This is a genomic window from Halomonas sp. AOP12-B1-6 (assembly GCF_052379225.1).
Taxonomy (GTDB): Bacteria; Pseudomonadota; Gammaproteobacteria; order Pseudomonadales; family Halomonadaceae; genus Vreelandella; species Vreelandella casei.
The window spans coordinates 1,161,475-1,173,470 of sequence record NZ_JBQSYK010000001.1 but is presented as its reverse complement, the minus strand read 5'-3'; the positions used below and the strand labels follow the sequence as shown (position 1 = coordinate 1,173,470).

Genomic DNA, 11,996 nt, shown 5'->3' with positions numbered 1-11,996 from the left:
GTGAAAAAACGACAGTTATGCTGCTCATTGTTTAACAATTTTAACGTGTTGGGTGCTTTGAAACTCGAATAAATATGTTTTAAAGGTTGTTATAACAACAGGTTGCGTATTTGTCATGGTATTGTAGACGAGCACCATCTAGTATTATGGTGAATGTGTTATGACGTAAAATCTCAGGAGGAGAAGCATATGACGATGTCATTAGCCAAGAAGTTAGCAATCGCACTATTGATGACCTTTACGGCAGGTGGGCTGATCGCTTGCGATAATAAAGGGCCTGCTGAAAAAGCCGGTGAAAGCATTGATGAGAGCGCGGAAAGTGCCGGTGAGAGCATGGAAGATCTAGGCGAAAATATTGAAGATGCTGCCGAAGACTAGGCCGAGTATTAGTTGCATGCATTAGCCAAAGCAGTCGCCGAAAAGCGGCTGCTTTGTTGTTTATGGAATGTCGACTATGGTTCTAACAGCGATAAATAGCTCTAATAACGATAACAACTGAAATGTAGGAGCCGACGTGCAAATACAGCGTGATAAAAGTTTGCTCTTAATGGTCGATTTTCAAGCGCAGCTGCTGCCTGTGATTGACGGCGGTGAGGAAGCCGTTAGCGAAGCGGCTTGGCTCGGCGAAATAGCATGCTTGCTTGAGGTGCCCGTATGGCTAACAGAGCAATCGCCAGACAAGCTGGGAGGCACGTCGACGTCACTGCTCGCCTGCCTGGGCAACCACTATCGGCTCTGGCAAAAGCAGCATTTTGGCGCCATGGCTGAAGATGATTTTCGCCAAGCGTTGAACGCTACGGGGAAAACACAGATCGTCTTGTGTGGAACGGAAGCCCATATTTGCGTACTGCAAACAGGGTTAGGGCTATTAGAGGCAGGCTACGAGCTGTACTGGCTCAGCGATGCCTCGGCTAGTCGACGTCCACAGGAAGCAGTGCTTGCCCGTGAACGCGCCTGTCAGAGCGGGGCAGTCGCGGTGTCAGCCGATATGGTGGCCTATGAATGGCTGCACCGTTGTGACACGGCGCTGTTTAAAGAGGCGCACCAGCAGCTTTTAAAGCCCCGCTCCGCGCGCCCTGTCCGTTTCTTCTAGGCCTGATTCTCTAACGATCCGTTTCTTTACGGGTGAAAACGAACGTATCGCCCTGTGATGAAGCGGCATTGAAGCGATAGCCAGCGACGGTAAAGTCTTGAAGGCGGTCTGGGTCGTTGATTTGCTCCTTAATAAGCCAGGCGCTCATCAGGCCGCGCGCTTTTTTGGCATAAAAGCTAATGATTTTGAACGTGCCATTTTTCTCGTCTTTGAACACCGGTGTAATGATTCTCGCGTTGAGTTTTTTAGTATCTACCGCTTTAAAGTATTCATTAGACGCAAGATTCACTAGTACGTTAGAGCCACTTTCAGAGATAGCTTCGTCGAGAGCCGGTGTCAAAATAGGCTTCCAGTAGGCGTAAAGATCACTACCTGCGCTATTGGCCAGCTTAGTGCCCATTTCCAGGCGGTAGGCTTGAATTAAATCCAAGGGCCGTAGCAGGCCATATAAGCCGGAAAGTATACGTAAGTGTGACTGCGCATAGCGATTGTCTGAATCGCTGAACAACTCCGCTTGTAGGCCGGTGTAGACGTCGCCTTGAAAGGCTTGAGCGGCAGGTTTTGCATTGCTTAGTGTAAAGGGTGGCTGCCATTCTTTAAAACGCGCAGCGTTCAGCCCCGCCAGCTTATCGCTGATGCCCATCAGCTCGCTGATTTGCTGTGGCGAGTAATCGTGCAAAATATCGATAAGCGGTTGGCTGTGAGATAAAAAGCTGGGTTGAGTGACGTCGTCAGTCGTTGACGGTGTTTCAAAATCCAGCGTTTTCGCCGGTGAAATAACGCTCAGCATCGCGTACTCCTGGAATCATCATTAGTGAGTGCAGTATACCAAGCCTTGGCGAAGGCCGAGGCTATAGACGCGATAGCTTGGTGTATAAGGGGGTAATGCGGTTTAAAGACTGCCCCTAGAGGCAGTCTTACCATCTATTTTTTAAACTCTTTTATGGGCAGGGATTCGACATTCTGCGGTGGATGCTTTCAATCGCCTCTAATACGTCGTCATCAAGCTTTAGACTTTCACTAGCAAGGTTGCTTTCCAGCTGGTTCATGGTGGTAGCACCAATAATATTGCTGGTTAAGAAGCTGCGTGAGTTAACAAACGCGAGCGCCATTTGTGCCGGGTCCAAATCATGCTGTTGGGCCAATGTCACGTAGGCCTGCGTCGCGGCTTCTGCTTCTGGCGAGGTATAGCGTTTGAAGCGCTCATAAAGTGTCAAGCGACCTTTCGATGGCTGAGCACCGTTAAGGTACTTGCCCGAGAGCACGCCAAACCCTAGCGGCGAATAGGCAAGTAGGCCGACATCTTCGCGATGAGCAATCTCAGCCAAGCCCACTTCAAAGGAGCGGTTGAGAAGATTATAGGGATTTTGAATCGAAGCGACACGCGGTAGACCAAGCTGGTCAGCTAGCTGCAGTGACCGCATCACTCCCCATGGTGTTTCATTAGAAAGCCCAATGGCACGCACCTTGCCCGCATCGACTAATTCTTTAAGCGCTGAGAGCGTCTCTTCGAGTGACGTCGCTTCTTCGTCATCACTATGCATATAGCCCAATTTGCCAAAGAAGTTGGTTTGGCGGTCGGGCCAGTGGAGCTGGTAGAGGTCAACATAATCCGTATTTAGCCGCTCAAGGCTGCTATCGATGGCGCGATGGATATGATCGCGCGTCAGACGCGGCCCCCCGCGGATATGTTCAATTCCTGGGCCAACGGCCTTCGTGGCAATAATGACATCGTCTCTTGAGCCGCGCTGTTTTAGCCAGCTACCGACATACTGCTCGGTGAGGCCTTGAGTTTTGGCCAGCGGAGGAACGGGATACATTTCAGCGGTATCAATGAAATTAATACCAAACGCCACGGCGCGATCAAGCTGTTCGTGAGCTTCGGCTTCGCTATTTTGCTCACCAAACGTCATCGTTCCTAAGCAGAGTCTGCTGACCTCCATACCCGTTCTGCCAAGTGGGCGCGTTTGCATATGTATCTCCTAGCTAAGGTGGAATTGCGGCAAGATAAGCAGCCATTACTCGAATAGTTCACGGCGTGTGTAGGGCATGTTAGCGAGGCGTTGCAAAAGCAGCAAATTAATGGGGTTGAGTCGTCGCTAAGGCAGGCGTATGCTTGCCAGCCCGTCGACCGGCTAAAGGCCGGTTTCTTGTGTGGTTGGCGTCAATTTTTGAGTGACTGCTAGCCCAAGGTTTCAACAGATAGGCAGGTTTGTTTGCCATGTTGCAGGCATCAATGTTGTTTATTCAGCTAGAATTTAGATTGGCTGAAAGGTTGTCTCATAATCGCTGGCTGCTGCCGCGCTCAAAGCGTACGCAGCGCTTAACGATGCGTTTATTTAAACGCTGTGCAGACGCGGGGCATCCTGATGCGCTGTCTATGTATGGCCACATGTTGTTTCATCGCAGCCAAACCCCGCAAGATAAAGCGCGCGGTGCGCGTTACGTGCTGGAAGCCGCGCATGCAGGGGACCTAAAGTCACAGTATCAGGTCGCGCAAATTCACGAACATGGCTGTGTTCAATACCCCCGTCGCGAAGACTACGCGGTTACTTGGTACGCGCGTGCCGCTCAAGCCGGCCATTGTTTAGCCGCTGAGCGCCTTGCTCAAGCCTACCGCTTGGGTGAGCTAGGATTGGCCGTTGACGGTGAGCAGGCGGCTTACTGGCAGCGACAGGCTATTGCGCAGCCGCTAGACGAAGCAGCCGCGGCCTGAAGCCGTTACTGCTTTTTGATTGAGTGAGGAAGTTTGTGTCCGAGACGCTACCCACAGTGTTAGATATTGAAGCGTCCGGGTTTGGGCGTGGCAGCTATCCCATTGAAGTGGGTATCGCACGTGCTGATGGAAGCTGTTGCGCTTTCCTCATTCAACCGCTGGATGAGTGGACACACTGGGATCCTAAGGCCGAGCTGCTGCACGGCATCTCCCGTGATCGTCTTACCCGGGAAGGCTATCCGGTTCGTCAAGTCGCGCAATGGCTGAACGATGAGATGGGCGAATTGGGAAAGGCCTACAGCGACAGCTGGGGCTACGACAATACCTGGCTCTCATTACTCTTTCACCACGCAGGAATGCTGCCGCGTTTTCGTCTTGAGGCATTAAGGATTCTGCTTAGCGAAGACCAGCAGGCGCTGTGGAGCGATACCAAAGAAACGCTGATCTCCGAGCGCGGCATTCACCGCCATCGTGCTGGTGAAGATGCCCGCTTACTGCAGCTTACCTATCAGCATACCCGCCATCTCACCGAGCATGTGGGCCGCTAGCCACGTTCTGTTCCTTCCGCATTAAAGCTGCTCTTCTAGCGCATCAAGTAATTCATTGGGCGTCGCTGCGTCCAGTAACATGTCGCGAGTCGCTGAGGCTAAAAAGCCATGGCCGACGGTGCTGTCTAAAAAGGTTAGCAGCGGTGAGTAGAACTCATCAATATTCAGCAAGCCCATCGGTTTGGTATGCAGGCCTAGATAACCCCACGTCCATGTTTCAAACAGCTCTTCAAATGTCCCAATGCCGCCGGGTAACGCGATAAAAGCATCGGCATTCGCCGCCATGGTGGCTTTGCGTTCGTGCATATTGCGTACTCGGATCAGTTCGCTTAAGCCAAAATGCGCCTGCTCGCGATCAACCAAGTGGTCGGGCATCACGCCAATGACGTCGCCGCCAGCCTCCAAAGCCGCATTCGCCAGTTCGCCCATAAGGCCAAGGCGTGCGCCGCCATAAACCAACGTGTGGCCACGTACAGCCAGTGCACGGCCGAGCGCATTGGTTGCCAGACGAAAGCCTGGGCTGTTGCCTTCACGGGAGCCAAGATAAACACAAATTCTAGACATCCAGTTAATTCCTTATGCTAAAAATGAGCAATTGCTAGGGCAGGTGGCGGTCGATCTGATGCTGCTGATCCATCCATTGACCGATCACATTGTCACCACATAGATGGTGGGCGTACTGAGTATGCAGGCAGCGAATCTGTTGCCAATTGCTAATGCCACCAATGCCGCGCTCGGTCAGCACGTCGGTATAGCCGAGCTGTGCGACTTCATCACGCTGAGCGGCGCTCATATAGTCCCAGCGAGCGGTGACGTAATCGCGGTGACTCTGCTGGTAAGCCTCAAGAAACTCGGGCTCTTCCTGAAGACGTTGCTCCAGCGCTTTGATAACGCCAACGGCCTCAATGCGTGAAATCTCGACTTTAAGCACGTCTGAGCAAAGCCAGTACAGCGTTGGAAAGGGTTTGCCATCAACAATGGGAGCCATACGCAGAACTAGTGGCGTACCTTCACCGTCAGTGGCGGCAACGGCTTCGATACCACGCGGTGCGCGGCCAAGTTGTTGGGCAATAATGGCGAGCTGACGCTCGTCAGGAACCTGATTGGTGCGTATCACCATTGGGCTGGTCTCTCACAAATTTATTTGAGCGGCCAACAGCACGGAAAAAGCAGCGGTTGAGCTGTTCGGGTGACGCGACATAGCACCACGTCCGCTCACAGTATTCAGCGGCTCGTGCCATTAACACGTCATAAAGGCGGTTGAAGGGGGCATCATAATCGTAGGGGTCGGCACCGAACAAGCGGATATGCGGATAGTCGGCGAAGCGTTCCATAAAATAATGCTCAAGGTCAGCCTCGACAGCGCGATGCTGGGCAACGTTGTCAGGGTCTAGCCAGAGAGTGTAACGGATTGCCATTATACGAGCTCCTGTTGCCCCAGCTGGCTGGGGCGACGTCAATCAGGCAGGTGCAGGCGCATCCTGTACATGCGCCGTTAGCGCTTCGCGCAGGCCGTCCTTGATGGGTACAGCGCATTTGGCCTGATGGTCATATTGCACCATAACGGCGTGACCAAGATTGGTGAGCTTGCCGTGCTGGCGTGCCTCCTGGGTCACTGTAAACGAGCTATTGCCTAGTCGGGTTAAGTAAGTGCGTATTTCGATATCGTGACCGTAAAACAGTTCAGCTCGATAGTCGACTTCCATGCGCGCCATGATCAAACGCCACTGCTTAGGGTTTAAATCGGGTGTGAAGAGCTTAAACAAGTCATTGCGGGCGAGTTCAAACCACGCGGGTAGCCGCGTGTTATTAATATGCCCTAGCGCGTCGGTGTCATAAAACGCGGGCTCAATAGTGCGGGTAAACATGGCGTATCCTCATTGTTAGCAACGCAGCTCATTTAGGATTATCCCAACCAAGCTCTTGGTCAAGTGGTGCGGCGCTGATACCAAGCGGTCAATTGCATCCATCCCAGCAGCCATAGCGTCGCCGCTGCGAACCCAGCCAATGTGCCCCACAAAAGCCCTAGCGAACTATAAGTGTAGGAAACGCATAGCGTGTAACTTAGCAGTGAGCCTAGTCCCATCGGGAAATGCTTAATGACAGTGGCTACCGGTGCCATGCCATGGTTCAAGTGAAGGATCAGCAGAAAGGGCAGCATAGTGACAGGAAAAGCAGCCAGGGTGCCTGCCCAGGCGGGCGGGAGCCAATGCGCTAGCCGCGTGATTGTAAACACGATGATGGTTGCAAGGCAGGCGCGTGCGGCCAGCGCTGATAGTGAAAATGCACGGCTAGCGGGACTTTTTACATCAGGTATCGCGCGGAACAGCGTACTAAACACGCCAATAGCGCACAGTGTTACTAGCGTACCGCTGAGCCGGGTGAAGTCAAACTGAGTGAGTAGGCTGCTGGCAGTGAGCCATGCTATAAAGCCACCGGCCACGCCGCTCGCCATGCCTTTAATGCCGGGCTGTCGTCCGCCTGCCACTAAGTAACCAGCGCCTAGCGCTATTGTCGCGGTAAAGCCCGCCAGTGTATGTATCGCGCTTTGGGTTGCAAATGCCGGGGAAATTTCTAAACCAATAAAAAACAGCGTCAAGGACGTTCCTAACGGGTAGCCGGCGAGTAGCCCGGCCGTACGAGGGCTCGTACGCATCGCAATCGCACCCAGGCCTAATACCATGCTGATTGAGAGGCTGAGTTTCGCTAGCTGCCAAGTGAGCGGAATTTCTAACATGCGGCGTTGCCCTTACGGTTATGGTATCGCTATTTTGATTTTAAGTATTTTATTTTAAAGATATTGATGCATAAGCATCGTCATTTAGACTAAGCGCAGCCCTTGCTGGTCGCGCCACGCGGCCTCTAGCGCATTGTCTAGCGGTGCTTTTAAATGCGTGGGGAGCGCCTCATGAGCGGCCTGTAGTGAGTCAAACGATCGGTTCCGCAGCCAGCAGTAGGCCCAGGCACAGGCTTCAGCATCGCTATTCGGTGTCGGGCGAGCGGGCATTTGATTGAGCAGAAATACCGCCGTACGGGGTGCCCAGAGGGGAATGTCATCCGCGCTGGCCGTGCTCCATGCATCGAGCGTTGAGCCGCTCGGCGTACTTTCAGGCTCACCCAGCTTGGCCACCCGTGCCGTCTCGGCGAGAATCAGCGCCAAGCGGTCAGCATCCGCCTGGCCTAGTGCACGCCACTGGCGCAAAAGAGCGGGAAGCCCAGCGCGCATCTTGGTATAAAAGTCATCTTGCGGCATGCTCAGCACAACTCCTATTGAATGAGTGAGATTATTTATGGCCTATGATTTTGCCACGCCTATTGAGCGCCGCCATCCAGAAGGTGGCTGGGCATCACAGAAATGGCACCGTTACGGTGACGATATCTTACCTCTGTGGGTTGCCGATATGGACTTTTGCTCGCCGCCAGCGGTCATTGATGCGCTACAGGCGAGAGTGGCCCACGGTGTTTATGGCTATGGCGAAGTGCCGGCTACGTTAACAGAAACGCTGTGTCAGTGGAGTGCTCAACACTATGACTGGCGCATTCAACCCGAGTGGCAGCAGTGGTTGCCTGGGGTGGTGCCGGCATTGCACCTAGCAGCGTTGGCCCTGACTGAACCTGGCGACGGCGTATTGACCGTCGCACCGATCTACCCACCTTTCTTAGCGGTGGCTGAGCGAACGGGGCGGCTGCCTCAGCAGGCCATGCTGGCGCAACCTACCGCGCCGGGCGAGCCTTGGCAGCTCGATATCGCTGCGCTAGAGGCGGCAATTACGCCTAGAACACGCTTGTTACTGTGGTGTCAGCCTCATAACCCGACCGGCCGTGTATGGCGACATGAAGAGCTGGCAGCGCTGGCTACGCTGGTGGAGCGCCACGACCTTTGGGTAGTGTCAGACGAGCTGCACTGTGACCTGCTATTAAACGAGGGGGCGCAGCATCGCCCGTTGGCCGCGGCGTTTCCTGGACTAGCGAAGCGCACCATTACGCTGTGGGCACCGTCTAAAACCTTTAATTTAGCCGGTTTAACCAGCGCCTGCGCGGTGATTCCCGATGCTAAGCTGCGCAAGCGATTTGCCGCCGCAGCAAAAGGGCTGCTTCCTGACGGTAATGTGCTGGGCTTGGTTGCGGCGGAGGCCGCTTATCGTGAAGGAGAGGCGTGGCGACAGGCACTGTTAAATGTATTACGCGAGAATCGCGACACCCTGCAAGCGCGCGTGGCGACTTGGCCGGGCGTTAATTGGCATGCGTCTGAGGCCACCTATTTGGCATGGCTAGATATGCGCGAGGCGGGGCTGGGTGAGGCGCCATATCAAACACTGCTGAGCGAGGTGGGCGTGGCGCTCTCGGACGGAGCAGCCTTTGGTTGCCCCGGCTTTGTGCGGCTTAACTTTGGCACCACTGCTTCTCAGCTGGAAGTGGCGTTGTCGCGTATGGACGCCATGTTGAAAAACAAAGGCGTCAGATGCGAAGATTAAGGCATCGCTAAGTACAGGGAGGGGCGCGGACTAAACGCCGCGACCCCTCTTCCGAGAGGGCGTGCTACTGGCGCTGCTTCAGCTCTGCACTCAGGCGATCGTTCATGGCATACATATCATCACACAGCGCCTGGGAAGGCTGGTGGTTAGAACCAGGCTCCATCATTTCCAGTTCGTCTGCGTGCTTAGCAATCGTATTATTCACACCTGCATTCTGAAGAATGCTTTCCATTTCAGCCATTGCATCGCTGTTTTGAGCGTCCGAGGACATTCTTTGCTCGGCAAACTGCGCCATCTGAATTTGAACTTCCTGATTGGCAGTCATCAGCGCTTCGGCTGAGCACTCTTGTGTTTGTGCGCTAGCAGCATGGCTGACGAAGAGGCCTAGGAGCACGAGTGCGGAGATAGTTTTTTTCACGAAACGATACATCCTATGATAATGGGCAATCGCCCATGCTATAACAATTTTATGCCAGTTGCTAAAAGCATTCTGCAAGTAGCAAGGTTCGTTGGAACGAGCGCTGCAGCTATATCTGGAAACAGAGCTTGCATGCCACTTCAATCCTGCATCTCCTCCAACTGCTCCAGAATATGGGTGTAGTTTGCTATTCCCTGTGCGCCCGTCACAAGATGACGGCGATTGAAAATAACGGCTGGCACGCCTTGAATGCCTTGTTCCCGCGAAACGCGCTGCGCATCGCGCACTTCTTCAGCAAAGCGTTGACTCTCAAGAATCGCTAGAGCTTCGGAGCGATCCAGGCCAATCTCTGCGGCTATTTCTGCCAGCACATGGTTGTCAGAAAGATGGCGCTGATGGGTGAAGTGAGCAGTAAAAAGAGCCAGTTTAAGATCGTGCATACGCTCTTGCTGGCCGGCCCAATGCAGAAGCTGGTGTATGTTGAAGGTGTTGTACGTACGCGTATCGTCACTGAAGCGGAACTCGACCCCGACATCTGCACCAAGCGCTGTCATCTTGCGCCGACTCTCTTCGGACTCCCGGGCACTGGTACCATATTTCTCAGCAATATGGTCGCGCAGGTTTTGGCCCTCAGGCGGCATGTCAGGGTTCAGCTCAAATGAGTGCCAATGAATCTCATGCGCTGTGTCGGTTGCTTTTAACGCCTCGGCCAGTTGTCGGTAGCCGATGATGCACCAGGGGCAAACGACATCCGACACGATATCTATGCGTAATGGCTTGTCTTGTTTGTTCATGATTCCTCAAGCAGCGTTGTCAGATATGCGCGCCATGCGTAAGAAGATGTGAAAAGTTGCTTAATAGAGCATTGCAAAGAGTTTGCGGCGGTAGGCAACGGTCAGTGGATGGTCCGCGCCTAGCGCATCGAACGCCTGAAGGAGCGTTTTACGCGCTGCGTCATCGTTGTAGGCGCGGTCTTGCTTCATCAGCGCAAGCAGCGCCTGTAGACCTTCATCATAGTGGCCATCCGCGATTTGGCGCAGAGCCCGCTGATACTGCGCCTCGCTATCGGTGCGATCAGCAAGCGCGGCGATCTCGTCAGCCGAGAGTGCCTGCTCGCTAAACTCGATGCTGGCACGTACTCCACGCGCAGGCGCGGCATCGCGTTCTTCCGGCGGCAAATTATTCAGCACGTCTCGCGCTTCGTCATAGCGATTTTCGGCGACCAGCACGCGCGCAAACGCTATTTGATAGGCATAGTGTTCAGGATATTGGCCAATGAGCGTTTGATAAATATCGCGCGCGCCAGCGGTATCGCCTGCTTTTAGGGCTTCTTCCGCCAGGTCTTCTGGGCTGGGCGGGGCTTCGCCGGAAGCGGGGAAGTAGCGGTTTAACCACTCACGCACTTCTTTTTCAGGCAGCGCACTTTGGAAGCCATCCACTAAACCACCCTGACTGATTAGCTTTACATCAGGCACAGAGCTCACACCTAGCTGGCCAGCAATTTCTGGATTGGTATCAATGTCGAGCTTGGCAAGTAGGAAGGCGCCTGCGTATTCAACCGCTAGCTTTTCCAGCACCGCGAGTAGCGTCCTGCATGCCTCGTTGGCAGGCGAGTAGCAGCCCATTAGCACCGGAACCTGCTTTGATGCTTCCAGAATCTGCTGAATATTGCCTGCATTCAGCTCAATAATGACATCTTCGGGACGTACGTTTGCTCGCTCAGCGTTCGCGGTCGTCGTTGCGGTATTGTCAGGATCGGCAGTAAGCGGCTTACCCGAGCGGGGGTCAATAATTTGCATGGCTAGACTCAACCTTAAAAAAGAAGAAAGCTACCCATGATATGCAGGCGCTGCGGGGAATATTCAACCGTGACATTGGCTGGCAAGGAATATAGAAGCGCTGAATCATGCTATAACAATGGGAAAGCTGATACGGTGTTCGTATCTTAGATGCGTTACAAGTAAAGATACGCCGTCATGGAAGGAATACTGATGATGTTAGTGAAGCTACCTAGGCTACGCCTGTGCCTTGTCGGCATTGTTGCTTGGGCTTTATGCACAAGTACGTCTTATGCTCAGGATGAGCAGCCGTATCGTCAGAGTATCGAAGAGTGTTTGGCGGCGACTGACACCTTTGGAGAGAAGGTCGATTGTATTGGTCAGCCGGCGCATGAGTGCATGGCTAATCGTAGCGATGGCGATACGGCAGAGGCGATGACCGAATGCTACGAGGATGTGCTGCAGTCTTGGGATGCTAGGTTGAGTGAGGCCTATAGCGCAATGCAGGCCGAGCAATCCACTGAGCTTCTGCGCACACAGTTACTCGATGCGCACCGCACTTGGCTGTCTTTTCGCGATGGCATGTGTGAATTCATTTCGGTTCAAGACCCCACCATCGCCAATCTTTCTGAGATGCAGTGCGTCACGCAGTTGACGGGCGAGCAGGCGCTGCGCTTAGAATCTATGTTGGAGTAGTGCATGCTTGAGTGAATTAAGCTTAGCTGCCAAAGACTGATCGTCGACAGGGATGTCATTCAGCATAGATAGGGAGTTTTCTGGAACCCAGAAAGCAAAAAAACCAACACCCATAAGGTATTGGCTTCTTCTATATTTGGTAGCGGGGACCGGATTTGAACCGATGACCTTCGGGTTATGAGCCCGACGAGCTACCAGACTGCTCCACCCCGCATCAACTTGTGGCGTATTCTACAGGCTTTTTGCGTGAAGTCAACAGGCGTATTAACACG

General features: G+C 53.5%; 17 protein-coding genes and 1 tRNA gene. 6 read left to right on the top strand and 12 right to left on the bottom strand.

Going from position 1 to position 11,996, the window contains the following annotated elements; genetic code table 11:
• Window positions 1–189: 189 nt before the first annotated feature.
• Window positions 190–378: a hypothetical protein gene (locus ACT3TR_RS05300; protein ID WP_096276126.1), complete on the top strand. Its 189-nt coding sequence runs from the start codon at window positions 190–192 to the stop codon at window positions 376–378.
• 136 nt (window positions 379–514) lie between these two features.
• Complete coding sequence (locus ACT3TR_RS05295) at window positions 515–1,093, top strand: isochorismatase family protein (protein WP_444624409.1); 579 nt, start codon at window positions 515–517, stop codon at window positions 1,091–1,093.
• A gap of 10 nt (window positions 1,094–1,103) precedes the next feature.
• On the opposite strand, the gene yaaA is transcribed toward ACT3TR_RS05295, so the two are convergent.
• Complete coding sequence (gene yaaA, locus ACT3TR_RS05290) at window positions 1,104–1,883, bottom strand: peroxide stress protein YaaA (protein WP_444624410.1); 780 nt, start codon at window positions 1,881–1,883, stop codon at window positions 1,104–1,106.
• Between the two features lie 151 nt (window positions 1,884–2,034).
• Window positions 2,035–3,066 carry an NADP(H)-dependent aldo-keto reductase gene (locus ACT3TR_RS05285; protein WP_444624411.1) on the bottom strand — a complete coding sequence of 344 codons (1,032 nt, stop codon included), beginning with the start codon at window positions 3,064–3,066 and terminating at the stop codon, window positions 2,035–2,037.
• A gap of 248 nt (window positions 3,067–3,314) precedes the next feature.
• Here ACT3TR_RS05285 and ACT3TR_RS05280 point away from each other — a divergent pair, with 248 nt between their 5' ends.
• Complete coding sequence (locus ACT3TR_RS05280; RefSeq protein ID WP_441684537.1) at window positions 3,315–3,809, top strand: tetratricopeptide repeat protein; 495 nt, start codon at window positions 3,315–3,317, stop codon at window positions 3,807–3,809.
• Between the two features lie 35 nt (window positions 3,810–3,844).
• Window positions 3,845–4,357, top strand: coding sequence for a hypothetical protein (locus ACT3TR_RS05275; protein ID WP_441684536.1), 513 nt, complete (start codon window positions 3,845–3,847; stop codon window positions 4,355–4,357).
• Between the two features lie 21 nt (window positions 4,358–4,378).
• On the opposite strand, the gene ACT3TR_RS05270 is transcribed toward ACT3TR_RS05275, so the two are convergent.
• The 6 genes from ACT3TR_RS05270 to ACT3TR_RS05245 all read right to left on the bottom strand — a co-directional run bounded on the left by ACT3TR_RS05270 (window position 4,379) and on the right by ACT3TR_RS05245 (window position 7,610).
• Window positions 4,379–4,921, bottom strand: a complete 543-nt coding sequence (locus ACT3TR_RS05270; RefSeq protein WP_444624412.1) for an LOG family protein — start codon at window positions 4,919–4,921, stop codon at window positions 4,379–4,381.
• A gap of 34 nt (window positions 4,922–4,955) precedes the next feature.
• On the bottom strand, window positions 4,956–5,477 hold the full coding sequence (locus ACT3TR_RS05265; RefSeq protein WP_096276111.1) for a DUF501 domain-containing protein: 522 nt from the start codon (window positions 5,475–5,477) through the stop codon (window positions 4,956–4,958).
• Window positions 5,449–5,775: a hypothetical protein gene (locus tag ACT3TR_RS05260; protein WP_096276109.1), complete on the bottom strand. Its 327-nt coding sequence runs from the start codon at window positions 5,773–5,775 to the stop codon at window positions 5,449–5,451. The genes ACT3TR_RS05265 and ACT3TR_RS05260 overlap by 29 nt, the downstream gene beginning before the upstream one ends.
• Before the next feature lie 42 nt (window positions 5,776–5,817).
• A complete protein-coding gene (locus tag ACT3TR_RS05255; RefSeq protein WP_444624413.1) occupies window positions 5,818–6,225 on the bottom strand; it encodes an acyl-CoA thioesterase in 408 nt (135 codons plus the stop codon).
• 59 nt (window positions 6,226–6,284) lie between these two features.
• Window positions 6,285–7,094, bottom strand: a complete 810-nt coding sequence (locus ACT3TR_RS05250; protein ID WP_444624414.1) for a hypothetical protein — start codon at window positions 7,092–7,094, stop codon at window positions 6,285–6,287.
• Window positions 7,095–7,178: 84 nt separating this feature from the next.
• On the bottom strand, window positions 7,179–7,610 hold the full coding sequence (locus ACT3TR_RS05245) for a hypothetical protein (protein WP_096276103.1): 432 nt from the start codon (window positions 7,608–7,610) through the stop codon (window positions 7,179–7,181).
• Window positions 7,611–7,647: 37 nt separating this feature from the next.
• Here ACT3TR_RS05245 and ACT3TR_RS05240 point away from each other — a divergent pair, with 37 nt between their 5' ends.
• Window positions 7,648–8,832, top strand: coding sequence for a MalY/PatB family protein (locus tag ACT3TR_RS05240; protein ID WP_444624415.1), 1,185 nt, complete (start codon window positions 7,648–7,650; stop codon window positions 8,830–8,832).
• Between the two features lie 64 nt (window positions 8,833–8,896).
• Here the strand turns inward: ACT3TR_RS05240 and ACT3TR_RS05235 are convergent, their stop codons facing one another.
• The 3 genes from ACT3TR_RS05235 to ACT3TR_RS05225 all read right to left on the bottom strand — a co-directional run bounded on the left by ACT3TR_RS05235 (window position 8,897) and on the right by ACT3TR_RS05225 (window position 11,049).
• Complete coding sequence (locus ACT3TR_RS05235) at window positions 8,897–9,328, bottom strand: hypothetical protein (RefSeq protein WP_441684532.1); 432 nt, start codon at window positions 9,326–9,328, stop codon at window positions 8,897–8,899.
• A gap of 62 nt (window positions 9,329–9,390) precedes the next feature.
• Window positions 9,391–10,044: a DsbA family oxidoreductase gene (locus tag ACT3TR_RS05230; protein ID WP_444624416.1), complete on the bottom strand. Its 654-nt coding sequence runs from the start codon at window positions 10,042–10,044 to the stop codon at window positions 9,391–9,393.
• A 60-nt stretch (window positions 10,045–10,104) separates the two neighbouring features.
• On the bottom strand, window positions 10,105–11,049 hold the full coding sequence (locus ACT3TR_RS05225) for a co-chaperone YbbN (RefSeq protein ID WP_096276095.1): 945 nt from the start codon (window positions 11,047–11,049) through the stop codon (window positions 10,105–10,107).
• Between the two features lie 192 nt (window positions 11,050–11,241).
• Between ACT3TR_RS05225 and ACT3TR_RS05220 the strand changes: the two genes are divergently transcribed.
• A complete protein-coding gene (locus ACT3TR_RS05220) occupies window positions 11,242–11,724 on the top strand; it encodes a lysozyme inhibitor LprI family protein (protein ID WP_444624417.1) in 483 nt (160 codons plus the stop codon).
• Window positions 11,725–11,861: 137 nt separating this feature from the next.
• Here ACT3TR_RS05220 and ACT3TR_RS05215 read toward each other — a convergent pair.
• Window positions 11,862–11,938 (bottom strand) — tRNA-Met (locus ACT3TR_RS05215).
• Window positions 11,939–11,996 lie beyond the last annotated feature (58 nt).